The sequence below is a fragment of the Aquirufa sp. genome, from assembly GCF_964796385.1.
Window position 1 is genome coordinate 38,910 of the sequence record NZ_CBAUBA010000001.1, and the last position, 23,315, is coordinate 62,224.

At 43.9% G+C, this 23,315-nt stretch carries 22 protein-coding genes; 10 read left to right on the plus strand and 12 right to left on the minus strand.

The genetic code is table 11. The features are described from left to right. Positions 1–17: 17 nt before the first annotated feature. Positions 18–635, minus strand: a complete 618-nt coding sequence (rplC, locus tag AC1W6K_RS00245; protein WP_395785871.1) for a 50S ribosomal protein L3 — start codon at positions 633–635, stop codon at positions 18–20. A gap of 645 nt (positions 636–1,280) precedes the next feature. Between rplC and fbaA the strand changes: the two genes are divergently transcribed. Beyond that, a complete protein-coding gene (gene fbaA, locus AC1W6K_RS00250; protein ID WP_481719100.1) occupies positions 1,281–2,363 on the plus strand; it encodes a class II fructose-bisphosphate aldolase in 1,083 nt (360 codons plus the stop codon). Between the two features lie 104 nt (positions 2,364–2,467). On the opposite strand, the gene AC1W6K_RS00255 is transcribed toward fbaA, so the two are convergent. From AC1W6K_RS00255 to AC1W6K_RS00285, 7 genes are all read right to left on the minus strand, one after another. Next, entirely contained in the window at positions 2,468–3,097 is a 630-nt protein-coding gene (locus AC1W6K_RS00255) for a transposase (protein WP_481945988.1), read from the minus strand. A 140-nt stretch (positions 3,098–3,237) separates the two neighbouring features. Then, a complete protein-coding gene (locus AC1W6K_RS00260) occupies positions 3,238–3,813 on the minus strand; it encodes a precorrin-2 dehydrogenase/sirohydrochlorin ferrochelatase family protein (RefSeq protein ID WP_481945989.1) in 576 nt (191 codons plus the stop codon). Between the two features lie 4 nt (positions 3,814–3,817). Next, entirely contained in the window at positions 3,818–4,858 is a 1,041-nt protein-coding gene (gene rlmN, locus AC1W6K_RS00265) for a dual-specificity RNA methyltransferase RlmN (RefSeq protein ID WP_481945990.1), read from the minus strand. A 1-nt stretch (position 4,859) separates the two neighbouring features. After that, positions 4,860–5,312 carry a GatB/YqeY domain-containing protein gene (locus AC1W6K_RS00270; RefSeq protein ID WP_481945991.1) on the minus strand — a complete coding sequence of 151 codons (453 nt, stop codon included), beginning with the start codon at positions 5,310–5,312 and terminating at the stop codon, positions 4,860–4,862. Position 5,313: 1 nt separating this feature from the next. After that, positions 5,314–6,834, minus strand: a complete 1,521-nt coding sequence (locus tag AC1W6K_RS00275; RefSeq protein ID WP_481945992.1) for a GH3 auxin-responsive promoter family protein — start codon at positions 6,832–6,834, stop codon at positions 5,314–5,316. Next, complete coding sequence (locus tag AC1W6K_RS00280) at positions 6,835–7,695, minus strand: glycerophosphodiester phosphodiesterase family protein (protein ID WP_481945993.1); 861 nt, start codon at positions 7,693–7,695, stop codon at positions 6,835–6,837. Positions 7,696–7,697: 2 nt separating this feature from the next. Beyond that, the gene (locus tag AC1W6K_RS00285; protein WP_481719093.1) at positions 7,698–8,033 is read right to left on the minus strand and encodes a DUF4296 domain-containing protein; all 336 of its coding nucleotides are present in this window, start codon (positions 8,031–8,033) and stop codon (positions 7,698–7,700) included. 107 nt (positions 8,034–8,140) lie between these two features. Between AC1W6K_RS00285 and AC1W6K_RS00290 the strand changes: the two genes are divergently transcribed. From AC1W6K_RS00290 to ispE, 4 genes are read left to right on the plus strand one after another with little or no spacing between them, the layout of a single operon-like run. Continuing rightward, complete coding sequence (locus tag AC1W6K_RS00290) at positions 8,141–9,004, plus strand: DUF58 domain-containing protein (RefSeq protein WP_481945994.1); 864 nt, start codon at positions 8,141–8,143, stop codon at positions 9,002–9,004. Continuing rightward, positions 9,004–9,864, plus strand: coding sequence for a hypothetical protein (locus tag AC1W6K_RS00295; protein ID WP_481945995.1), 861 nt, complete (start codon positions 9,004–9,006; stop codon positions 9,862–9,864). Before AC1W6K_RS00290 ends, AC1W6K_RS00295 begins: the two co-directional genes overlap by 1 nt. Continuing rightward, entirely contained in the window at positions 9,861–10,853 is a 993-nt protein-coding gene (locus AC1W6K_RS00300; RefSeq protein ID WP_481945996.1) for a VWA domain-containing protein, read from the plus strand. The genes AC1W6K_RS00295 and AC1W6K_RS00300 overlap by 4 nt, the downstream gene beginning before the upstream one ends. Before the next feature lies 1 nt (position 10,854). Further along, the gene (ispE, locus tag AC1W6K_RS00305; RefSeq protein WP_481945997.1) at positions 10,855–11,664 is read left to right on the plus strand and encodes a 4-(cytidine 5'-diphospho)-2-C-methyl-D-erythritol kinase; all 810 of its coding nucleotides are present in this window, start codon (positions 10,855–10,857) and stop codon (positions 11,662–11,664) included. Here ispE and AC1W6K_RS00310 read toward each other — a convergent pair. From AC1W6K_RS00310 to AC1W6K_RS00320, 3 genes are read right to left on the minus strand one after another with little or no spacing between them, the layout of a single operon-like run. Beyond that, positions 11,661–12,770: an efflux RND transporter periplasmic adaptor subunit gene (locus AC1W6K_RS00310; protein WP_481945998.1), complete on the minus strand. Its 1,110-nt coding sequence runs from the start codon at positions 12,768–12,770 to the stop codon at positions 11,661–11,663. The genes ispE and AC1W6K_RS00310 overlap by 4 nt on opposite strands. After that, entirely contained in the window at positions 12,763–17,076 is a 4,314-nt protein-coding gene (locus tag AC1W6K_RS00315; RefSeq protein WP_481945999.1) for a CusA/CzcA family heavy metal efflux RND transporter, read from the minus strand. Before AC1W6K_RS00315 ends, AC1W6K_RS00310 begins: the two co-directional genes overlap by 8 nt. 37 nt (positions 17,077–17,113) lie before the next feature. Continuing rightward, the gene (locus tag AC1W6K_RS00320; protein ID WP_481946000.1) at positions 17,114–17,497 is read right to left on the minus strand and encodes a hypothetical protein; all 384 of its coding nucleotides are present in this window, start codon (positions 17,495–17,497) and stop codon (positions 17,114–17,116) included. A 102-nt stretch (positions 17,498–17,599) separates the two neighbouring features. Between AC1W6K_RS00320 and AC1W6K_RS00325 the strand changes: the two genes are divergently transcribed. Both AC1W6K_RS00325 and AC1W6K_RS00330 read left to right on the plus strand, forming a co-directional pair. Then, positions 17,600–18,223, plus strand: a complete 624-nt coding sequence (locus AC1W6K_RS00325) for a DedA family protein (RefSeq protein WP_481719085.1) — start codon at positions 17,600–17,602, stop codon at positions 18,221–18,223. Then, positions 18,220–18,675, plus strand: coding sequence for an NADH-quinone oxidoreductase subunit A (locus tag AC1W6K_RS00330; protein ID WP_481946001.1), 456 nt, complete (start codon positions 18,220–18,222; stop codon positions 18,673–18,675). The genes AC1W6K_RS00325 and AC1W6K_RS00330 overlap by 4 nt, the downstream gene beginning before the upstream one ends. On the opposite strand, the gene AC1W6K_RS00335 is transcribed toward AC1W6K_RS00330, so the two are convergent. Then, positions 18,672–19,838: a PorP/SprF family type IX secretion system membrane protein gene (locus tag AC1W6K_RS00335; protein ID WP_481946002.1), complete on the minus strand. Its 1,167-nt coding sequence runs from the start codon at positions 19,836–19,838 to the stop codon at positions 18,672–18,674. The two genes, AC1W6K_RS00330 and AC1W6K_RS00335, sit on opposite strands and share 4 nt — an antisense overlap. A 105-nt stretch (positions 19,839–19,943) precedes the next feature. Here AC1W6K_RS00335 and bshC point away from each other — a divergent pair, with 105 nt between their 5' ends. The 3 genes from bshC to AC1W6K_RS00350 are packed head-to-tail and all read left to right on the plus strand — an operon-like array spanning position 19,944 to position 23,314. After that, a complete protein-coding gene (gene bshC, locus AC1W6K_RS00340) occupies positions 19,944–21,482 on the plus strand; it encodes a bacillithiol biosynthesis cysteine-adding enzyme BshC (RefSeq protein WP_481946003.1) in 1,539 nt (512 codons plus the stop codon). Beyond that, positions 21,483–22,517, plus strand: a complete 1,035-nt coding sequence (gene mnmH, locus AC1W6K_RS00345) for a tRNA 2-selenouridine(34) synthase MnmH (RefSeq protein ID WP_481946004.1) — start codon at positions 21,483–21,485, stop codon at positions 22,515–22,517. Then, on the plus strand, positions 22,514–23,314 hold the full coding sequence (locus AC1W6K_RS00350) for a serine O-acetyltransferase (protein ID WP_481946005.1): 801 nt from the start codon (positions 22,514–22,516) through the stop codon (positions 23,312–23,314). The genes mnmH and AC1W6K_RS00350 overlap by 4 nt, the downstream gene beginning before the upstream one ends. The last annotated feature ends 1 nt before the right edge of the window (position 23,315 follow it).

Below are 23,315 nucleotides of genomic sequence, written 5' to 3' on the forward strand. Positions count from 1 at the left end.
TAGGCTATGCCCGAGTTTTAATTTTCAATGATTACGTATGAGTTCTTAGCTCCAGGAACTGACCCAGAAACAACTAATAAGTTCTTATCTGAATACACTTTCAAAACTTGTAAGTTTTGAACCTTTACACGATTACCTCCTGTACGACCCGCCATACGCAAACCTTTGAATACACGAGATGGGAATGAACAAGCTCCAATAGAACCTGGGTGACGACCACGATTATGCTGACCGTGAGTTTGACCACCCACACCGGCAAATCCGTGACGCTTTACAACCCCTTGGAAACCTTTACCCTTTGAAGTACCTACAACGTCTACGTAAGTATCCACTTCTAACATATCAACAGTTAAAACATCCCCTAATGCTAAAGGCTGCTCAAACGTGCGAAATTCAACAAGTTTCTTCTTTGGAGTTGTGTTTGCTTTTTTGAAGTGACCCAACAATGATTTTGTTGTGTGCTTATCCTTCTTCTCACCATAACCGATTTGAACGGCGTTATAGCCTTCTTTCTCAACGGTCTTCACCTGCGTAACCACGCAAGGTCCGGCTTCAATCAGCGTACATGCAACGGATCTACCGTCTTCCATGTATAGGCTGGTCATTCCGATTTTTTTACCAATAATTCCAGACATAGTATTCTTTTATAATTAAAAAATATGCTTACAAGGCTATCTAGGCTTGTTGTAAGACTTTTATTCAAAATCGTTTCGCAACGATCTAAGAATCACATTATATAAAAAGCAGAATTGGTAAAAGGCGACAAGATGACACCACTGTGGATAACAGTGAGAAACACCTTGTGTAGCTTAATATTTAATTCATGGGCTGGGCATTCAGCGTTCATAAATCAATACCAGTTCTAACACAAAAATCGAGCTTATCTCAATTTTAGACCTGTTTCGACACGTATTTCTATGTTTTAAATAAATTCGAGAAGTTCTGCCAACCTCTTTCGGAATTGAAAACTACGTTTGTCGAACGGGAGTGCAAAGGTACAGAAAAATATAACACGTGCAATAGGTTGGGTAAAAAAAATTTAAATGCAGATTAGAGAGAAGAGAGTAAAGAGTAGAGAGTAGAGAGAATTGGATTAATCGTATCGTTATTTAAAGTTGGCCCCAACTTTTGAATCTCTTCTCTTTACTCTCTAATCTCCAATGTTAAAATTGCATTTTTCTCATTTTCATGCCTTAAAATTGAACTTATTTTAGTATTTTTGACCCTTACTTGCTGAAAATCAGGTAGTTTATATTTATTTCCAAAGAAAAAAAATCATTATGTCAAGTTTATCCACTCAAAAAGGAGTATTGCACGGAGATGCGGTGCAGGAATTATTCGAAATCGCAAAAAAGAACCAATTTGCACTTCCAGCTGTAAACGTTACAGGGACAAATACGGTGAATGCCGTTTTAGAAGCTGCTAAAGCTGTCAACTCCCCCGTAATCATTCAATTCTCAAATGGTGGTGGTATTTTCTACGCCGGAAAAACCCTTTCGAATGAAAACCAAGCCGCAGCTATCGCCGGCTCAATCGCAGGTGCATACCACGTTCACCACATGGCCAAAGCCTACGGTGTTCAAGTTGTCCTACACACCGACCACTGCGCAAAGAAACTTTTACCTTGGATAGACGGTCTTTTGGATGCTGGCGAAAAATACTTTGCAGAAACTGGCCAACCGCTATTTTCTTCGCACATGATCGACTTATCAGAAGAGCCTTTGGAAGAAAACTTAGAAATCTGTGCCAAATACTTAGCGCGCATGTCTAAAATGGGCATGACACTCGAAATTGAATTGGGCGTAACAGGTGGCGAAGAAGACGGCGTGGATAACTCGGACGTTGACTCATCTAAATTATATACCCAACCAGAAGAGGTGGCTTATGCATATGAAGTATTATCCAAAATCTCTCCCCGTTTCACCATCGCTGCAGCATTCGGTAACGTACACGGAGTTTATAAGCCAGGTAACGTCAAATTACAACCTGTCATTTTAAAGAACTCGCAAGAATTCATTAAAGAGAAATATAGTTTGGCTGCTGAGAAACCCATCAACTTTGTATTCCACGGTGGTTCGGGTTCTTCTCGCGAAGAAATCCGCGAAGCGCTTTCTTATGGCGCCATCAAAATGAATATCGATACAGACACACAATGGGCTCTTTGGGAAGGTATCCTAAACTTCTACAAAGCAAATGAGGGTTTCTTGCAAGGACAAATCGGTAACCCAACAGGCAGCGACGTGCCAAACAAGAAATACTACGACCCACGTGTGTGGTTACGTAAGGGCGAAGAAACCTTAGTGGCTCGATTAAAGACAGCTTTCGAAGACTTGAACGCCACGAACGCAAATCAATACTTATAATCTTTCGAGATATTTGAATTAATAAGGGGGGGGGCTGCTGCGCAGCCTCCCTTACCTTTGCCAATCCTCCAAGGTTTGGCAAAGGTATAGATTTTAAGATTTTTTCAATCTTCATCCCCAGACAAAAAAGAGCGAATATCAATTTCTTGATTTTCCTTCATATGAAATTGGGTAAACTCACGAAGACTCCCGAACCATTCTAATACAAACTTCCTGTCAACAATAGAATCACTGGGTTTAACAATGTACTTATACGAACTCCATTCCCATGTTCTAAAATCAGTGCATAACTTATTCTTTTCCGGATTCGTATGAATGTAATGAATCAAATAAGTCAAATAATAATTATCGCCAACAAGCACCCGCTTAAATGGCCCTTCAAACAAAGACCCCGTCCGCACATGATTCTTATTAAAAGCTAACGCATATGTTCGAAAAAAAATCTTAAACTGTTCGGCAATCACCTCGTGCTCTGTCCGTCCCATGAGCTGCTCGGGACTAAAATAGCGAACACGAACTAAAAAATGATAATGATTCGCATTGAGGCTATAAGAAACTACATCCAAATACCCATCAAGATATTTTTTCCAAAGCCGCATGAAATAATGATAATTCGAGCGCGACTTAAACATCAACTTGCGATCAATGGCCCGATTATAAATGTGATAAAAATTACCCGATTGAAAACGAGTCAAATAATGAGCTAATTGCGACATAGTGATTAGATTTTTCATTAAATCTAACCACATTTATTAGCCCCTAATAGCCTAAATCCAAAGTTATCAACTTCTTGATATTCTAAGTTCAAACATTGAAAATCACACCTTACCACCCTACCTTTGCCAAACCTTGGAGGATTGGCAAAGGTAAGGAGCTACTTTCTAAATATCACCCCCTTCGTTAGCTCATTCAACACCCGAATCTTCTCCTGAAAATCACCCTTCAACGTCTTCCGAACAGCCTCCATCCCCTCAAGCCCCTCCTGAATCTCCTCCGGAATCACATCCTCCAAAAACGCCCGTATCCGCTTCGCTAAAGTAGGCGACTTGCCATTTGTAGAAATCGCAATCTTCAAATCCCCCTTCTGCACAATCGACCCCAAATAAAAATCACACAAGTCCGGCGTATCCGCAACATTACATAGTAAATGACGCGCAGCACACGTCTCCTTAATCGTCTCATGAAGAGCCCGATCATCCGTGGCACAAATCACCAAATCCCGACCATCCAAATCCGCCATCTCAAACCCACGCTCACACAAAACAACCTGCGAGTAATCCACCAAAAACTCCAGCGTCTCCGCCCGAAACATCGGTGCCACCATCGTCACCCGCGCCGCAGGCGAATTGCGCAATAACGCAGACGCCTTCTCAAGCGCCACATTCCCGCCCCCCACGACCAGCGTGTTCAAACGGTCCAACTTTAAAAATATGGGAAAAAGCTCATTCATGGGCTTATTTTTTACCGGCTAACTGCCCACAAGCAGCATCAATGTCTTTGCCGCGCGATCGGCGGACATTTACAATCATCTTCTTACTCTCCAAAAACGCCGTAAACTTAGCCAACGCATCTGCCTCCGCATTCACAAAATCTGCCTCCTTAATCGGATTGTACTCAATAATATTAATCTTACACGGCAACCGACGCGCAAATTCATACAACTCCCGCGCATCCTCGACCGAATCATTAAACTTATTAAACATGATGTACTCCAACGTAATCTCATTCTCCGTCTTCTCGTAAAAATACCGCAACGCCTCCGCCAAAGCCTCCAAGGTATTCGACTCGTTAATCGGCATAATGCGATTCCGCTTCTCATCATTCGCCGCATGCAACGACAAGGCCAAATTAAACTTCACCTGATCATCGCCCAACTTCTTTATCATCTTCGCAATCCCCGCCGTCGAAACCGTAATCCGACGCGACGCCATACCCAAACCCTCCGGCGACGTAATCATCTCCACCGACTTCAACACATTGGCATAATTCAATAAAGGCTCCCCCATCCCCATATACACAATATTTGTCAAAGGAATTCCATATTTCTCCTGCGCCTGATCCCGAATCAACACCACCTGATCATAAATCTCAAAAGCCTCCAAATTCCGCTTCCGATCCATATACCCCGTCGCACAAAAACTGCACGTCAACGAACAACCCACCTGCGACGAAACACACGCCGTCATCCGCTCCCGCGTCGGAATCAAAACCCCCTCAATTAAATGATCATCAAATAAGGCGAAACTCGACTTAATCGTGCGATCCGTACTCACCTGCATCTCCGCCGTCGTCACACACTGCAAATCAAAATTGGTATCCAACCACTCACGCGTCAACTTTGGAATATTTCCCATCGCATCAAACGAGCGGGCCGACTTCTTCCAAATCCACTCATATACCTGTTTCGCACGAAACGCAGGCTCCCCATGCTGAACCATCTCCTGTTTCAACATCTCCAAACTCAAATTCCGTATCGCCCGCTTCTCTAATACCATCTTATTTTTTCAATAATTCACCCACCATCACCGAAATTGCCTTGCCATCCGCTAAACCAGCCAACTGCTTCGACGCAACACCCATCACCTTACCCATATCCGCCGGACTAGTCGCACCCACAGACGCAATAATCTCCGCAATACGCGTAGTTAATTCCGCATCCGATAATTGCTTTGGCAAAAACTCCTCAATAATCGTCAACTCCACTTGCTCCTTCTCCGCTAAATCAGGACGATTTTGAGCCACATAAACCTCCAACGAATCCTTCCGCTGCTTGGCAGCCTTCATCAAAATCTTCATCTCCGCATCCGCCGAAATACCCCCATCAGAAGACCCTGAAGTTTCCTCCAATAAAATCATCGATTTAATCGCACGTAACGCACGTAAACGATCTGCATCTTTTGCACGCATCGCATCTTTGATGCCCGCCTCAATTGTTTCTTTTAAAGCCATGTTATTGATTAATATGAGCCAAAACTCCGTCTATAAATTCCCGATGATTACTCAAACGAGGTACCTTGTGCTGACCACCCAACTTCCCGCGACTCCGCATCCAGCAATAAAATGTGCCCTGAGGCGCCACCTGAATTAGCGGAGGACCTAAAACCAAATCATACGAACGCTTCGCATCATAATCCGAATTGCTTTCCCGCAAGCTCTGATCCAACACAGCCGCAAAGGTACACAAATCTTTCGGTGCTTTCGAAAATTCAACCACCCATTCATGACTACCACGCTTCCCCCCATCCATATACACCGGCGCCGCCGTGTAATCCTTGATCTCAGCCCCCGTTTCTCGACACGCCATTGCCACCGCCCGCTCCGCATTCTCAATAATCAACTCCTCCCCAAAGGCATTAATAAAATGCTTCGTCCGACCCGAAATCTTCACGCGAAAAGGACTCAAGGACGTAAATCGCACCGTATCCCCAATCTTATACCGCCACAAACCCGAATTCGTCGTAATCACCACCGCATAATTAACCCCCAATTCCACCTGCTCCAACGGAATAATCGAATCCATCTCCTCACCCGTTTCCCCCATCGAAATAAACTCATAAAAAATCCCATAATCCAGCATCAGCAACATCTCATCCGGCTTATTTAAATCATCCTGAATGCCAAAGAACCCCTCCGACGCATTGTAAATCTCCAAAAATCGAACCTCCGACGATGGAAAGATATGCGACTGAAATAAATCACGATACGGACCAAATGCCACCGCACCATGAACCAAAAACTCAAAATTCGGCCAAACTTCCAATATCGACCGCTTCCCCGTAATCTCCAAAATCTTTTCAATCAACACCAATGTCCACGTAGGCACCCCCAAAATACTCGTCACATTCTCTTGAGACGTCTCCAAAGCCATCTTCTCAATTTTCTGATCCCAATCCCCCATCAACGCTACATCCAATGACGGCGTCCGAATCATCTGTGCCCATATCGGCAAATTCTTCATCACCACCGCCGATACATCCCCCATCAACATTTGAGAATTCATCGAGTCCGTGGACAAACTCCCCCCAATCGACAAACCCTTCCCCTCAAAAATCTTCGTATCCGGCTTATTATGAATCAATAGCGAAATCATATCCTTTCCCCCCATCATGTGACACTGCTCAAGCGCCTCCTTTGAAACTGGAATAAACTTACTCCGTGCATTCGTCGTCCCCGACGACTTCGAAAACCAAGAAATCGGCGAATTCCATAAAACCTGCTGCTCTCCCTGCATCATACGCTCAATATATGGCACCATCTCCTCATAAGTGGAAATCGGGACACGCCTCCGAAACGTTTCATAAGACGTAAAATCATCATAACCATACTTCCGACCCCATTCCGTATCTCTTCCAGCCTCAATCAATTGCGTCAATCCATCATACTGCAATTCCAAAGGACGCGTATAAATCTCCTCAATCCGCGGCATGCGCCGCTTCATAAACCACAACAAAGTCTCATTAAACAAGGACATCTATGGAAGTTTTGGCGAACGATTCGGGTAATCAGTAATCAAACCATCCACCCCCAAATCAATCATTTTTTGAATATCCTCCCGCGCATTCACCGTCCACGGAATCACCCGCATATTATTCGCACGACTAAATGCAATCCGCGCTCCATCCAATTGCTTGTAACTCGAACTGTAAATCGCTGGCGTAAAGCCCAATTCCGTCACTACGTATGAAGGAGATTCGTTATCAACTAGGGCAGACAAGCTGACCTTTGGCCAAACCTTATTCCAATACCGAAGTACATCAAAATCAAAACTCTGCAACACCACAAACTTCCAATCCACCGCCGCGGCAATCACGGCATGCACCGACTTCGAAAAATCGGCTACATCCGCAGGCTGCGATTTGCCATATTCAGCCGGATCCGACTTAATCTCAATATTATAGTAAATTGACTTCCCTGTTTTTTGCCGAAACGCCTCACCTAAAGCCAACACATCCCACAATAAAGGCTTAACCGCCGCCACCGCACGCTGTTCGGGAAACAAGCGATTTCCGCGCTTCCCCACATCATACGTTATGATTTCCGCATAAGACATCCGAAACAAATTCAAAGATGCCTCCTCCGACTTCATCACCGGATTCCCCGAAGGATGACTCGCATACAACGAATTCATATACGGCTCATGACTCACCACAACTTGGCCGTCCGCCGAAAGACAAACATCCATCTCAAGTACCTGAACACCCATGTCCAACGCATGAGCAAATGCCGGAATCGAGTTTTCTGGGTACAAACCGCGGCAACCACGATGGCCTTGAAGAAATGGCATTTGGGCCATAATCGAAAAATTTAGGAGCACTAATAAAGCAATTTTCATGATCAACGACGCTGAGACTTTTTGCGCTTCTCCGCCACAACCTGCTTCACTTGGGCATATAATCGAATAAAATCATCAGGCTCCCTCGCATAAGACTCGAAACTTTTCACAAACGCCAAAGAATCCACCCCATGTCGCTTAAATGTCTTCCGCTCCAAAAAATGATACATCACCAAACTCGAATCCATATTCGAAATCGCCATCGACCCAATATTCGCTTCATCCAAATGTATATCTGCCAAAATTTGAGCCATTTTCTTTTCCTCAATGCGCTCGGACTTGCCCAATTCTGAGCACCCAAAAAGCGCCAATAAAACTACCAAATAGCTAAATTTCATCTGTCAAATAAAGGCTTAAATTAGAAAGCTTTTCTCAGATTTCATTCAAATTGCTCAAAAAATAGGTAATTTAGCGCCATTCTAAGCCAAAATACCTGATCTCAGAAATGGATATTCGATCATTTCTTTCCCGGATTGTGCAACTGGAGATTCGCATCAGAAAAGCGATTAACACCCAAATGCACGGCAATTTTTCCTCCGTTTTTAAAGGATCAGGATTGGAGTTTAGTGACCTACGTCAATACCAATACGGAGACGATGTCCGGCACATCGATTGGAACACAACCGCCAAAGGCCACGGTACTTTCGTCAAACTTTTTAAAGAAGAAAAAGAACAAACCGTTTTCTTCCTACTCGACGTAAGCGCCTCGCTTCTCGTAGGCCGCGAATCAAATTCGAAGTTAAGCATCCTCAAAGAAGTCACCGGCGTACTCGCCTTTTCTGCCCTCCAAGAAGCAGGACACATTGGATTTTGCGCATATACCGATAAAATTGAAAAATTTATGGCCCCCAGTTCCGGAAAAAAACATGGATATCGCGTCATTTCAGAACTTTTTAAACTACAACCCGAAAATACAAGCACCGACCTAAAAGCAGGTCTTCGATTTACCCTTCAAACACTAAATCGAAAAAGCCTCGTATTTGTCGTGTCCGACTTTCTTGACGAAGGCTACGAAGATCTTCTTAAAGCCGTCGCAAAAAAACACGACCTTATCGTCATTCAAGTTCACGACCCACTCGAAATCGACATGCCAAATTTAGGCATAATCCCAATATTTGACCCCGAAAGTAGAACCACCACCTACGTTAATACCTCATCCAAATTATTTAAATCCCGATTAAACGAAAATTCCTCCCGCCTACAAGCCCTCAAAAACCTTTGTAAACAATGGCAGGCAGATTATGTACCCATACAAACTGACAAAGACTTTGTCCCCGCCCTCGTTAAACTATTTAGAGTCCGAAAATAATGCAAACACGACCTATTCAGATACAAGGGCAATTTGTTGAGGACTCCGCTAAAATCGGCCAAGACTTCCATTACAGCCTTCGAGTCACCCACCCCAAAGGACAAGAAGTATTCTTTCCAAGTATTAACCAGCGATTTGGTGAATTATACCCCGTCAAAAAAGACTACTTTACAACACGTACCCAAGGGAACTACAGCGTAGACTCCGCCGTGTATACCTTCAAATCATTCGAGATAGACGATTACCAACTACTACAAATTCCTGTTTATACGTGGGTGAATTCGGATTGTACGGTGCTTGCCGACAAGCCCGATACGATATTTTTAAAACGATTAGTACCCAATGCCAAGTCCATCGACATGGATTCACTTTACCAAGCCATTCCGATTCCTCCACTTGAGCCAAAAACAGACCTCAAAAATGTGCTGTGGAACAGCATCAGCCTAATCTTACTGATCGGTCTCGTCTATTGGATTTTTGGCAACCGCATCAAGCGTGGCATGCGAATCTACCTGCTTTGGCGAAAAAACGTTGATTTTAAGCGTGCGTTCCAACGGCTCCAACGAAATATTTCGAACACCAATAAAGGACTTCAGAACCTCGAAAATGCTTTTTCTCTTTGGAAAAACTACCTTGAAAACTTAACTAAACTCCCTTTTTCTACGTTCACGACAACGGAAATGGTTGACAATTTAAAAGACAAACGCCTCGTCAAAGTTCTTAAAGAAGTTGATTCCGCGATTTACGGGGGTAACTTCTCCGAAAAAACAGTAAGCGCAGTTAATTTACTTACCGAAATTGCCCAATCATTATATATAATCGAGCGTGAAAAAATAAGTCTAGAAAAAAAGAACGGATGATACAAACACTAAATTCTTTTTGGAACCAATTAGAATCGATTTTCAACTTTCGATGGGAAAATGAATTGTTCCTATATCTCCTTCCATTGCCGCTTCTACTACTTTTAGTTCGGTACCTATTACGCCGTAAATCAAAATCAAAACTTGCCTTATCTTTCGCAATACCACTCAAGCAAAATAAACTTATACGCCTACTTAGCTTCTTCCCAGATACAATCTTAAGCTTATGTCTGGTTTGCCTAATTCTATCGGCCGCAGATCCATACCAAATTGTTTACCATCAGCGCATCCAACAAGAAGGCGTCGAAATTGTGTTGGCCATCGACTTGTCATCTTCTATGCTTAACAAAGATGTACGACCATCCCGCATTGAAGTAGCCAAAAAAACGGCAAAAAACTTTATAAAAGCACGGAAATACGACAACATCGCCCTAATTGCTTTTGCCGGCGCACCCTATTTAGCAAGCCCATTAACCCAAGATACCACATTCCTACTCCAAAGTATTGACCGCCTACAAAGTGACCTAATTCCTGAAGAAGGAACGGCTCTTGGCGACGCACTCGGTATGAGCATCAACCAAGTCCGTGATGAACCCAACCCGAAAAAAATCAATATTCTGATAAGCGATGGAAATAACACGGCTGGAAATTTAGATCCACTCACCTCAGCAGCATTAGCCAAAACCTTTGGCATAAAAGTGTATACTATTGCCGTAGGTAGTTTAATGCCCTCACTCGATCCTGTTGATGAAACTACGCTCCGACAAATCGCAGCAAAGTCCAATGGACGATTTTACCGTGCGACCGACCAAACAACCCTGCAAGCCATTTTTAAGGAAATAGACACACTGGAAAAATCTAGAAAATTAATCATTCGAGAAGAAGAACACGTGTCATCCGCTTTCGCATTTCTCATGGGAGCCTGCGCCTTATTTTTTATGAACCTCGTACTGAAACTTACCTGGATCGAAAACATGCTAGAAGACTAATATGATCCTATTCCCAAACGCAAAAATTAACCTCGGCCTTTACATTACCAAGAAACGTCCGGACGGATTTCATGATCTAGAAACCTGTTTCATTCACGTTCCCTGGTCCGACGTACTAGAAATCACCGAAAGCGAGCAGTTTGGTTTCACATCAAGCGGATTAAACATCGAGGGCCCAATCGCGAAAAACCTGTGTTTTAGAGCCTATGAAGCACTTAAAGCAGACCACAATTTCCCGCCAGTACACATACACCTGCACAAAGTAATTCCCATGGGAGCCGGACTCGGCGGCGGTTCATCCGACGCCAGCTTTACGCTGAAAGGACTGCGCGATTTATTTAAATTACCGTTAACTAACGACCAATTAATCCCTTACGCAGCAAAAATAGGTAGTGACTGCGCCTTTTTTATAACCGAAAAAGCGCAAATCGGAACAGGAAGAGGCGAAATACTGCAGCCAATAGACCTGAATCTTTCAGGTAAATACCTCGTATTGATTTACCCTAATTTTGGTATATCAACGCAAGAAGCTTTTGCCGGAATTAAACCTAAAAAAGCCCCGATCAAAATCAGTAAGGCCATTACCCAAGCCCCAGAAACATGGAAAGAGACCCTCTCCAATGATTTTGAAGAAAGCCTCTTTCCAAAATATCCACTGCTCGCGCAGATCAAAACTGAATTATACGAACTTGGCGCAATCTATGCCGCCATGAGTGGCTCCGGATCTACACTTTTTGGCCTATTCGACCAAGAAATTGAAATCCCAGCATCCTGGAAATCCTACCCCCACTGGCAAGGATTTATGCCTTAATCTTTGGCAAAAATAGCTTCCAACGCTGATGCGCCTTGTAACACGACCTGGCCAGCTGGCAATGCTTTTTTAGGAATGATGCCCACATACTCCTGCGAGGCACCTCGTATATCCACAGGAATTTGCTTCATCGCCCCATTCGCAAGCTCCACATAAATAAACCCGCCTTTGCCCACACGCGCTAAACCGGCTTGTGGAATTGTCAACATCCGTTGGGTCCCTACCTGTATCTCCGCATTCACAAACTGCCCAATCGTAAAATTCGCCTCCGCAGCCTCCGATACAAAATGACCATGAATGGGTGTCAGCCGTGTCGTCAAATCTACCTGCTTACCTACTAAAAATACCTTGGCCTTCGAAGCCATCCCATTACCACTAAACTCAATCACTTGCCCCAACTTGATTTTCGCTAAATCCCGTTCAAATACCTTTAATTCGATATGTTTATGCGCTACACCCACGATCTTAACCAACACATCCGTAGGAGATACAAACTTGCCTATAGCCAAAAACTGCTCATCGATATACCCAGCTATCGGAGCTCTAACCGCCAACGTCGAATTAATATTTCCTTGCGCTAAAGACTTCATGTCACAACCCAAAATCTCCAATTTTAATGCCAACGACTTAGTCAAGGCCTGCAAATTACCTAGATCAGCCTCCGACTGCTGGAACTTTTTCTTGGATCCAACTTCCTCCGCCTGAAGGACCTGCTGGCGCGAACGCTCGGACACCAACAAGCTCATTTGACTTTGTGCTTGCAAGTACTCTTGCTGCATTTGAATAAAATCTAAACTGGTTAGGGTAGCTAAAATTTGACCCTTCGCTACCTGCTTGCCAGGCAATAATTCAAACGTAGATTTTACATAACCCGAAATAGGGATAGAAACAGATGCTTGAGAGATAGGTGGCACATCCACCAATCCCGTACACGAAATACGTTCCGCGATCTCGCGCTGCTCCAACTGACCTAAAACGATTCCCGCGCGCTGCTTTTGATCCACACTCAACTGGATGACACTAGGGGCTTGCGCCTCCTCAGTCGTTTCTTTCTTACCACAACTTGCGGCAATCACTGCGATTAATAAAATGATGTACTTATTCATTGCCTAAAATAGTTTCGATTTGAATGATAGATTGGTTATACGCCAAAACCTCCTGTAAATATTGTTCCCGAATTTGCCAAGCCTGCTGCGTATTTGCGAGCATCTCCACATATTCAATTTCGCCTTGTTGGTAACTTTTCAAAGCCGTTTTCTCCAGCCAAGCCGCTTGCGCCAAACCTGTGTCTTGGTAATATTGCAAAGACCCTAAGTACTTTTCTAGCTGGGTCAAGTACCCCGAAAGCTCAGCCGTCACTTGTGCAACTCCTTGTTCCTTTTGACTCGCATAAACCTGTTCCTGACTTTTTGCTGCAGCCACCCGTGCCTTTTGGCCCTTCGTAAAAATAGGAATGGATAAACCGGCTTGTACAAAATTTTGTCCCACCTGATTTTCGATACTTTGCGAAACCACCCCCACGCGGATGTCAGGCATTAACTTTTTACGCTCCACCTCCGTCTGCAATTTCCCCTGTTCAATTTGCTCATTTAACATTTGAACATAGGGCGCGGCCGACAAATCTTTCCTGTTTGAAAGTACCAAGGTGATTTTTTCTAGCCCCTGAATTTCAAAAGGTTCGGACCGATTTAGCCAATAGCCCAGCTGCTGATAGGTAGCTTTCATATCTAACAAAAGCGCCTTTTGCTTTTGTTGGAACTCCCGCAAGCGCGCCTCCGCAGCCACTAATTCTAGCTTACCCGTTTCCCCCTCCTTAAACTTAAGGCTAGCCGCGCGCTTCATTTGGACATACATGCTATCTTGTACCTGCAGGTATTCCAACTGCCTTTTCTGCAACAAAATTTGGGAATAAGTCCACTTGACAGACGCCAAAACTAAATTACGCGTCATTTGTAAGCGTTTTTCTGCCAACAGCTTTTGAGCCGTCAGCGCTTTTACCTGTGCCTTTAATAATGAAGGCCAAGGGATACTCTGACTCGCAATCACGGTATAATCTTGACTAAAGTAGGTTTGCGTTTTTCCATACTGAAAATCCAATGTCCCCTTAGGCAATTCGCGGCCCGTGGCAATCAGGTCCTGAGCCGTTTGCACTTCCAAGCCCCCCGTTTTCAATAGTGCATTGTTTTTAGCCGCTAACTCCAAACATTGATCCAAAGATAAACGCGGTGTTTGCGCAGAAATACCAAAACCAAATAACAAGATTAAAAGGGTTAATGCAGAGGTATTCGCCTTCAATTTCCGCTCCCGAAGTGTCATCAAAATCGAATACACAACCGGAATTACGACCAGCGTCAAGAAAGTTGCCGTAATCAAACCGCCAATCACCACTGTAGCTAAAGGACGCTGCACCTCCGCTCCCGGGGAAGTACTCAAGGCCATCGGTAAAAATCCCAAAGAAGCCACCGAGGCTGTCATGATTACCGGTCGGAACCGCAATTCTAAGCCTTTATGCAAGCGTTCCGCCACGGAGAGTCCTTCGGAGGCCAATTGCTTAAAATAAGACAGCAAGACAATTCCGTTTAACACGGCCACACCGAACAACGCAATAAATCCAATCCCAGCAGAAACAGAAAATGGCATCCCGCGAATCCACAAGGCAAATATTCCACCAATCGCCGATAGGGGAATAGCCAAATAAATAATCGATGCCTCCAGAAAGGATTGAAACGTAAAGAAAAGCAAGACAAAAATAAGTACCAGCGCAATTGGAACAACTAATCCCAAACGCGATTTCGCTGCCTGTAAGTTCTCAAAAGTTCCCCCATACGTCACATAATATCCAGCTGGCAAGACAACTTTATCTTTCATGATCTTTTGAATATCCGCCACGACACTTTCCACATCCCGATTACGCACATTAATTCCGATGGTAATCCGGCGATGCGTATTATCGCGCGCAATCTCAACCGGTGCATTTTCAAAATCAACCTGCGCAATTTCCTGCAACGGGATCGGTGCCCCTTCAGGACGCTCCACATACAATTCCCGTAAATTCTGGATATCCGTCCGATACGCACTATCCATTCGAACTACTAAATCAAACCGCTTTTCGCCTTCCATCACAATCCCGGCTGTTTCCCCCGCAAAAGTCGTTTTAATAAGTTGGTTTACCGTTTCCACTTCAATCCCATATTGGGCCATTTTAGTCCGATCATATTTCACCACAAGCTGAGGAATACCATCGATTTGCTGCACTTTAATGTCACCCACCCCATCCACTTTACGTATGTAACGCGCCGCCTCCGTCGCATGGGAAAATAATTCCTCTAAATCCTCACCAAAAATTTTAATGGCAATATCTGATTTCACTCCAGCGATTAACTCATTAAAGCGCATTTGGATAGGCTGGGTAAATTCGAAATTAACTTCTGGAAATACTTTCAATGAATTATCCATTTGCTCTTCCAGCTCCTCCATCGTCTCCGCCTTGGTCCATTCGTTCGGATCCTTTAAGATAATTAGTAAATCACAGGCATTAATTCCCATGGGATCCGTTGGGATTTCAGACGCACCAATGCGCGATACAACCTGCTTAATCTCATTTGGATATTCCTTCATTAATAATTTTTGCGCCTCCGTATTAACATGAATGCTTTGACTTAAGGAAGCATTTGTGGGCAATATCACCTCGACCGCAAAATCTCCTTCATTCAACTCAGGGATAAATTCGCCCCCTAAGGTAGAAAAGACATAAAAACTGCCGCCAAACAATAGCACAGAAGCGATAACCACTTGCTTGCGTCGTTTCAACGCCCAATCTACAATGGGCTTATAACCGCGGTATAAGAAGTTCATGATGCGATCTGCAATTGTAATCTCATGACTAATTTTCTTATTGAGACATAAAGCCGCCATCATCGGAACATAGGTCAAGGACAAGATTAAGGCACCAATAATGGCAAAACTTACTGTTTGGGCCATCGGGCGGAACATTTTTCCCTCGATTCCTCCCAAAGCCATGATGGGGAAATAGACAATTAAAATGATGATTACTCCGAATGCGGCCGACTGGAATATCGCTTGCGCCGAGATATTTACTTCCTCGTCCATGGCATCTTGGCTCAGCATTTCTCCCTTTCGATGCAAGTGCAGTCGGTGAATAATTGATTCCACAATAATCACCGCACCATCCACAATCAAACCAAAATCAATAGCACCCAAACTCATGAGGTTAGCCGAAACGCCAAAAATATGCATCATTACAAACGCAAATAACAAACTCAACGGAATGACTGACGCTACAATTAATCCCGCACGCCAGTTACCGAGCAATAATACTAATATAAATACGACGATCAACCCCCCCTCAATCAAGTTCTTCTCCACGGTTGAAATAGACTTCCCAATCAACTCACTGCGATCCAAAAAGGGCACAATTTTAATCCCTTGGGGCATCGTTTTTTGAATCTCGTCCATGCGGAGCTTTACATCCTTAACGACATTATTCGCACTTGCTCCTTTTAGCAGCAACATCACAGCACCCACGACCTCTCCTTTCCCATTTCGGGTCATCGCTCCATAGCGCATGGCTTTCCCAAATTGCACGGTCGCCACATCACGCACGAGCACCGGCATACCACCGGGACCACGTTGGGCAACGACAACTTGCTCGATATCGGCTAGCGTGGTCAGCATTCCTTCCGAGCGGATAAAATAAACATCCGTACCTTTTTCTATATAACTGCCTCCCGAATTGGAATTACTATTTTGCAACGCTGTAAATACTTGATTTACCTGAATTCCCAGTGCGCGAAGGCGCTCCGGATTAACCGCTACCTCATATTGCTTCAAGTGCCCTCCGAAAGAACTAACTTCCACCACGCCTGGAATACCCAATAATTGACGTTTCACAATCCAATCTTGATAGGTGCGCAAATCAGCTAATGAATATTGATCTTCAAACGCGGGGTCAACCTCCAACGTATATTGGTAAAACTCCCCCAAACCAGTCGTGATAGGCGCCATTTCTGGAATACCCGCACCTTTTAAGAGGTAGGGCTCTGCGCCTTTCAACTTCTCAGAGACTTGTTGGCGCGCCACCTCCATCGCCACAACATCATCAAAAACTACCGTAATAATGGATAGTCCCATGCGGGAAATGGACCGAATGTCTTTGACATTGGGGATCGTTCGCAAGGAAATTTCCAACGGATATGTGACAAATTTCTCCACTTCGGAGGCAGCCAGTGCGGGAGATTGTGTAATCACTTGAACCTGATTAGACGTAATGTCAGGCAGGGCATCGATGGGCAGCTTGCTTAAAGAAAAGCCTCCCCACGCGATTAAACCGATGACAAACAGGGATACCACCAGTTTGTTTCGAATACTAAATGAAATAATGGAATTTATCATATTGCTCGTTTAAGTAACCTAAAAAATCGAATTGATTTTAGGCCCTGGGCGGCGCGATAACTACGCGTACATACGAGAATTGGTATTGGTTTTCCCACCTAGAAAGTAAACGAACAACGCACGCAAGTAAGGTAGGAATAAGGAGCATCAATGAAAAAGTAGGTAAAACATAGCCAAAAGCGCCACTCATATCAAATGCAGGAAGGGTGGGATGTTGGCTTGTTTTTGTATGATTTGAGTCAGCTGAGTAATGCAACCAAAGGAAGTCGGCAAAACTAATCCCCTCGGGACTCATTTTTTGGTGATCTTGAAAATGCTTCAGCAATTCATTCGCCTTAAAAGATTGCTCTAAACCTACCTTCGGGATAAGACTTCCCGAAAAGAAAAGGGTGAACAATAAAAGGGCTAACGCGTTTTTCATAGCTCAAATGTAGAAAAAATTCGAAATTTAATTGGATATTTAAGCTCCCATTTTAAAAATTAATGGGAGGAAGGCTAAACCCCGCGCTGGGTTTCAGAAAATATGGATGAAATAAATCTTTTGTGGCATCAGCTCACGGACTCAGAAACGATTATTCGCTCTGGCCTTCTGGTGATTACCCTCATTGTCTTTGCTGAAAACGGTTTATTTTTTGCCTTTTTCCTTCCGGGAGATTACCTCTTATTTCTTACCGGGGTTTTTGGCGGTACAGGTGTCCTTAAAGAACCCTTGTCTACCATTATGATAAGTATTTTCCTCGCGGCGGTTATCGGTTCACTTTTGGGTTATTTATTTGGTCGGTTTTTTGGAAATTCCCTTCAACGCAGACCAGATAGTTTCTTTTTTAAGAAAAAACATCTTGAGTCAACCCGTGATTTTTTCGAAAAATACGGCTTTATGGCCTTAGTTATTTCACGCTTCTTGCCTGTTGTACGAACTTTTACCCCCATTTTAGCGGGCATTAGCCACATGCCTTGGTATAGTTTTATTGTACTCAATATTGTTGGCGCCGCGATGTGGGTAGGTATTTTAGTCGCAGGCGGTTATTATATGGGGCAACATTTCCCTTGGATTATCAATTATGTCCAATACATCATATTGTTTTTCTTGGGGATCACTACATTTACAATTGTCAAAGGATATTTAAAATTTAAAAAAGTAACATGATTGAGCAGTTCGGTTATGTGGCCGCATTTATTTTGGCTGGCATATTATTTGTGGCCATTCTGCTGACGCTGGCTCGGCTTATTCGCCCCAATCGGCCGAATGAGGAGAAATTGAGCACGTATGAGTCGGGTGAGGCGCCAACTGGCAACGCAAATACGCGTTTTAATCCACGCTTTTACGTCGTCGCTTTACTATTTGTCCTTTTTGAAGTGGAACTTGTATTCTTATTCCCTTGGGCTGTTGTATTTCGTGACAAATCACTTACCGCAGCCGCGGCTGGCTGGTCTACTTTTGCACTAGTTGAAATGTTGATATTTGTTGGAATTCTTGCCCTAGGACTCGCTTTTGCTTGGAAAAGGGGCTATTTAGATTGGGAAAAACCGGATATTAAATCCACTGAAATTGAAAGCCCAGTGCCAAACGAAGCCTACGATTCCTTTCGTAAAAGTTAATAAGCAGGATTCGATAAGAAAATCCGATTCCTAAATTTCATCCCCAATACAATTTCGTGCGAGCCCATCGACTGACGCGCATATCCGTTGGAATGCATTTCATACACATAGGTCAAATTCAATGAATTTGAAAGATGCGCACCCACCATGATTCCAATCGCATCTTTATGGCGATACGTACCGCCCACCCAGAATTGCTCATCATACTTCACGCGCATATTGGCCTCCGCCACTAGCGTCGCCCCTTTCATGTATTTGACCAAAACCGCAGGGGAATAAGTCCAATGTTCACCAGACGTGATATCGAGGCCAGCTTGGAAAAAGACGGTGGGAGCGACCGTTCCCATCCATTGAGTGGCCCCATTTTTCTTGAAATTCAATTGGGCTAATAACCAAAGTTTTCGATCCGGATCAATCGTCTCATCTGCTGAAACCTCATTAATCAACGGATCATAAATAGCGTTACGTGTTTCTTGTCCATTATCACCGCTCTTGTTGGTGTAAAAGAAATCCCCAAAAACCGGTTGGTTTGCGGAAAGGCCCACATAAAATTTACGCGTGTAATATAGGGCACCTACATTGATCAACGATTGACCGCCGGAAATCCTCCCCATAGGTAAATTAGACGAATTCATATAGGTAATAAACGGATCCCCAGCATCGCGAACATTCAAATTTGACATATCTATTACCCGTTGGTAATACCCAATCGACCCTCCGGTAGCTAATTTTCGCTCCCCACCCAAAGACAAATGATACGCATACGTACCGCTGAGCGACATGCTGGTGATGGGACCAATTTGATCCGAAAGTAATTGCATGCCTACACCCTGGTGGAAATTTACTTTGCGCGTTTTCTTGCGAATGTACGTAGGTGAATAGTTCCGACGAATCGTCTTGGACATATAGGGCGTTATGCCGGTAGACGTGCGATCTGATTTGTCAAAAGCGAAATTAGCTGTTGTATAAAACGTCCGATTTGCCGTATTAATCCCTGTCCATTGCGTCCGGAAACCTGTTTGTACATCCCAATAATCCTCAAAACCTGCAAAGGCCGGGTTATACAAAAACCGATTCATCATGAATTGGGAAAACTGTGGGGTTTGTTGGGCAAACCCACAAATCGAAGCCAAGAATAAAAAAAGGATGATTAAAAATCTCATTCGCGCTTAATAGAACCACAAATTTCGGCTAAATATATTTAAATTCGTTAGAACTTTTCGGAAATATGCGGGGTTTTTAAAATTAACGCAACAACACCATTCGATATGCCTATTCAAAGCTACCCGCTACAACGCGTTCCAGGCTTCTCAAAATTACTCCTCGATTACCTAGCCGGCAAACCTGAGCTGAAACCTTTATATGGAGAAACGCCTACCTTGGAATCTTTCCGCGCCCAAATAGATCAAAAAAAATCAATTAATAGGCAGGTGCTCGTTGACGTACTTACCGAACAATACCAAAACATTTCAGATGCCCCCAACATCGCCTGCCTAAGCGACGAAAAAACATTTACGGTGACGACTGGGCACCAATTAAACCTGCTCACGGGTCCACTATATGTAATTTATAAACTAGTCTCTACCATTAATTTGGCCCGAAAATTACAGCAGGCCTATCCCGAGTTCAAATTTGTACCTGTCTATTGGATGGCCACCGAAGACCATGATTGGGATGAGATTAACCACTTGCATTTATTCGGTAAAACATATACCTGTACAAGTAAGCATACAGGGGCCGTTGGACGTTTTAAGACAGCCGACCTAGCTGAATTGATCAGCCTGTTACCATCCGGAATTCCAATTTTTAAAGAGGCTTACCAAAGCAGCGAAACGCTAACTGAGGCCGTACGAAAATACATGCATGCCTTGTTTGGCGCTACCGGTTTAGTCTGCATCGATACGGACGATGCCCGTTTAAAAGAATTAATCAGGCCGGTGATGGAGATGGATGTGCTCACGCAAGCCCACCAAAAACCCGTCGAAAATACAGACGCGCAGCTAGTAGACCTCGGCTATAAACCGCAGATTCACGCACGTGAAATCAACTTTTTCTACATGAAAGGGGATCTTCGGGAGCGTATTGAATACAGAAACGGAAACTACCATGTGTTAAACACAGATATCCGTTTCAGCGCAGAAGCAATCAAAGCGGAGATTGCGACTCATCCGGAAAACTTCAGCCCTAATGTTGTTTTAAGGCCCTTGTATCAAGAAATGATCTTGCCAAATTTAACTTATTTGGGAGGACCTGCTGAAGTAGGATATTGGTTTCAGCTTAAAGGGATTTTTGATTTACATCAAGTTCCTTTCCCTATTTTACTGCCGCGAAATTTTGCGTTAATCGTTCCTCCTTTGGTAGAAAAAAGATTGGAAAAACTGGAGTTATCCATATTGGATTTATTTCAAGAGCCGCACGTACTACGGGCGAAATTCATCGATAAGCACACAAAAAATTTATTGGACTTAAATGATGAGCACGAACGATTATCAACCCTAATGAACAAAATTGCGCAAAAAGCTCAGGCGATTGATGAGACATTGGAAGCCGCGGTTCTTGCAGAAGAAACGCGCTGGCAAAAAGGATTGGAACGTTTGACAAAGAAAATGCGCAAGGCAGAGGAGCGAAATCAGGAGACGGGGTTGCGCCAACTAGCCGCCGTGAAACAGGATTTATTTCCCGCGGGTCAGTGGCAAGAACGGCATACGAATTTTCTGGAATTTTATATGGCTAATCCAGCTTTTTTGGATGCATTATTTGCCGCACTTGATCCACTTACCTTTGAATTAACTGTACTCAACCACTAGATGCCTGAAAAATTAGATCCAAACGCATTTGTTACGGCCGCATCCTTGGGGCCGATTCTCGACGTGCGTTCGCCGGGCGAATTCCAACAAGCACATATTCCAGGTGCAATTTCATTTCCACTATTTACGGATGAGGAGCGAGCACGCGTTGGGACAACATACAAACAGGTAAATAAAGATGCTGCCGTTGAACTCGGGCTTGAATTCGTTGGCCCTAAACTTGCCCAATGGGTCAAAAAAGCAAAAAAACTAGCGGTTGACAACACCGTCTACGTGCACTGCTGGCGCGGCGGCATGCGCTCCGGCAGCATGGCATGGCTCTTGGAAACAGCCGGAATACAAGTCAAACTCCTTGAGGGGGGCTACAAAGCCTACCGAAATTTTGTCCTTTCCAAATTTGAAGAGGCCATCCCTTTACGTGTTTTAGGAGGTAAAACAGGTAGCGGCAAGACCGAAATATTGCTTGAAATGCAGCGACGTGGCGTGCAAGTTATTGATTTAGAAGGCATTGCGCATCATCGAGGTTCTGCTTTTGGGCATTTAGGATTGGAGCCGCAGCCTAGCTCAGAACATTTTGAAAATATTTTGGCGAGCCAATTAATTCAAATGGATTATGCAAAGCCCATTTGGGTTGAAGATGAGAGTCGGCACATTGGAAAAGTATTTATGGGCGAATCTTTTTATAACCAATTACGTGAAGCGCCTGTCCTATTTTTGGATATTGAAGCGCAGTACCGATTGCCACACTTGGTTGACGTTTATGCCCATTATCCCAAAGAAGATTTAGCGCAGGCGATTGATAAAATCAAAAAACGACTCGGAGGTGACCATTATAAAAATGCACATGAGGCTTTGGAAGCGGGTAATTTCGCTGAAGTAGCTGCGATAACATTGCATTATTACGATAAAGCCTACGTGCATGGATTAGAAAATCGGGCTACCGAAAAAATTCAGCGTTTGGTGGTTGACACCTGCGACCCCATACAGCAGACGAATGCTGTCATGGCCCATTCCCTTTTTACAAACAACAGATGAACGACGCATTTTTAAAGCAAATATTAGACCGACATGCGCAAACGAAGCCTTTTCCGGCGACGTCTGACATCAAGAAGCTATTTACTAAAATAGTCCTAACACTTTTTCCGGAGCAAACACGGAAACAAGTGGTGAACTTGGCCGACCTGCAATTGGTTTGGGAAAGCATCGAACATGGACTAGAAAGTATCCTGCATACGATGAGCAAAGATTTACCTGGGATGCCGCAAGAAATCACAAAAAGCTATATGGCGCGTATACCGGAGATTTATGCCTTACTTCTAACGGATGTGCAAGCGATGGTGGATGGAGATCCGGCTGCTACGACAGATTATGAAGTCATACGAACCTATCCGGGATTTTATGCGATGGCGTTTTACCGTTTGGCACGTGGATTACATCTGGAAAAAGTACCTTTGATACCACGTATTTTAACTGAATATGCGCATTCTAAAACGGGAATTGATATACATCCTGGCGCGGAGATTGGGCCTTATTTCTTCATGGACCATGGAACGGGCATTGTGATTGGCGAAACGTGCGTGATTGGCGAACGTGTAAAATTATATCAGGGAGTAACATTAGGTGCATTATCCGTTACCAAATCAATGGCCTCCACGAAACGTCACCCAACAATCGAAGATGGTGTGGTGATCTATTCAGGCGCTACGATTTTAGGTGGGGAGACCGTTGTGGGTAAAAACGCGATTATCGGTGGAAACGTATGGCTAACTCGCTCGGTCGCCCCCAATACCAAAATTTACCACCAAGAGAATTTAAAAGTAATCGAAGAATAGG

Bases quoted from the DNA above. Each gene is read 5' to 3' on its own strand.
- rplC (WP_395785871.1), bottom strand. From the start codon at position 635: ATGTCTGGAATTATTGGTAAAAAAATCGGAATGACCAGCCTATACATG.
- fbaA (WP_481719100.1), top strand. From the start codon at position 1,281: ATGTCAAGTTTATCCACTCAAAAAGGAGTATTGCACGGAGATGCGGTG.
- AC1W6K_RS00255 (WP_481945988.1), bottom strand. From the start codon at position 3,097: ATGAAAAATCTAATCACTATGTCGCAATTAGCTCATTATTTGACTCGT.
- AC1W6K_RS00260 (WP_481945989.1), bottom strand. From the start codon at position 3,813: ATGAATGAGCTTTTTCCCATATTTTTAAAGTTGGACCGTTTGAACACG.
- rlmN (WP_481945990.1), bottom strand. From the start codon at position 4,858: ATGGTATTAGAGAAGCGGGCGATACGGAATTTGAGTTTGGAGATGTTG.
- AC1W6K_RS00270 (WP_481945991.1), bottom strand. From the start codon at position 5,312: ATGGCTTTAAAAGAAACAATTGAGGCGGGCATCAAAGATGCGATGCGT.
- AC1W6K_RS00275 (WP_481945992.1), bottom strand. From the start codon at position 6,834: ATGTCCTTGTTTAATGAGACTTTGTTGTGGTTTATGAAGCGGCGCATG.
- AC1W6K_RS00280 (WP_481945993.1), bottom strand. From the start codon at position 7,695: ATGAAAATTGCTTTATTAGTGCTCCTAAATTTTTCGATTATGGCCCAA.
- AC1W6K_RS00285 (WP_481719093.1), bottom strand. From the start codon at position 8,033: ATGAAATTTAGCTATTTGGTAGTTTTATTGGCGCTTTTTGGGTGCTCA.
- AC1W6K_RS00290 (WP_481945994.1), top strand. From the start codon at position 8,141: ATGGATATTCGATCATTTCTTTCCCGGATTGTGCAACTGGAGATTCGC.
- AC1W6K_RS00295 (WP_481945995.1), top strand. From the start codon at position 9,004: ATGCAAACACGACCTATTCAGATACAAGGGCAATTTGTTGAGGACTCC.
- AC1W6K_RS00300 (WP_481945996.1), top strand. From the start codon at position 9,861: ATGATACAAACACTAAATTCTTTTTGGAACCAATTAGAATCGATTTTC.
- ispE (WP_481945997.1), top strand. From the start codon at position 10,855: ATGATCCTATTCCCAAACGCAAAAATTAACCTCGGCCTTTACATTACC.
- AC1W6K_RS00310 (WP_481945998.1), bottom strand. From the start codon at position 12,770: ATGAATAAGTACATCATTTTATTAATCGCAGTGATTGCCGCAAGTTGT.
- AC1W6K_RS00315 (WP_481945999.1), bottom strand. From the start codon at position 17,076: ATGATAAATTCCATTATTTCATTTAGTATTCGAAACAAACTGGTGGTA.
- AC1W6K_RS00320 (WP_481946000.1), bottom strand. From the start codon at position 17,497: ATGAAAAACGCGTTAGCCCTTTTATTGTTCACCCTTTTCTTTTCGGGA.
- AC1W6K_RS00325 (WP_481719085.1), top strand. From the start codon at position 17,600: ATGGATGAAATAAATCTTTTGTGGCATCAGCTCACGGACTCAGAAACG.
- AC1W6K_RS00330 (WP_481946001.1), top strand. From the start codon at position 18,220: ATGATTGAGCAGTTCGGTTATGTGGCCGCATTTATTTTGGCTGGCATA.
- AC1W6K_RS00335 (WP_481946002.1), bottom strand. From the start codon at position 19,838: ATGAGATTTTTAATCATCCTTTTTTTATTCTTGGCTTCGATTTGTGGG.
- bshC (WP_481946003.1), top strand. From the start codon at position 19,944: ATGCCTATTCAAAGCTACCCGCTACAACGCGTTCCAGGCTTCTCAAAA.
- mnmH (WP_481946004.1), top strand. From the start codon at position 21,483: ATGCCTGAAAAATTAGATCCAAACGCATTTGTTACGGCCGCATCCTTG.
- AC1W6K_RS00350 (WP_481946005.1), top strand. From the start codon at position 22,514: ATGAACGACGCATTTTTAAAGCAAATATTAGACCGACATGCGCAAACG.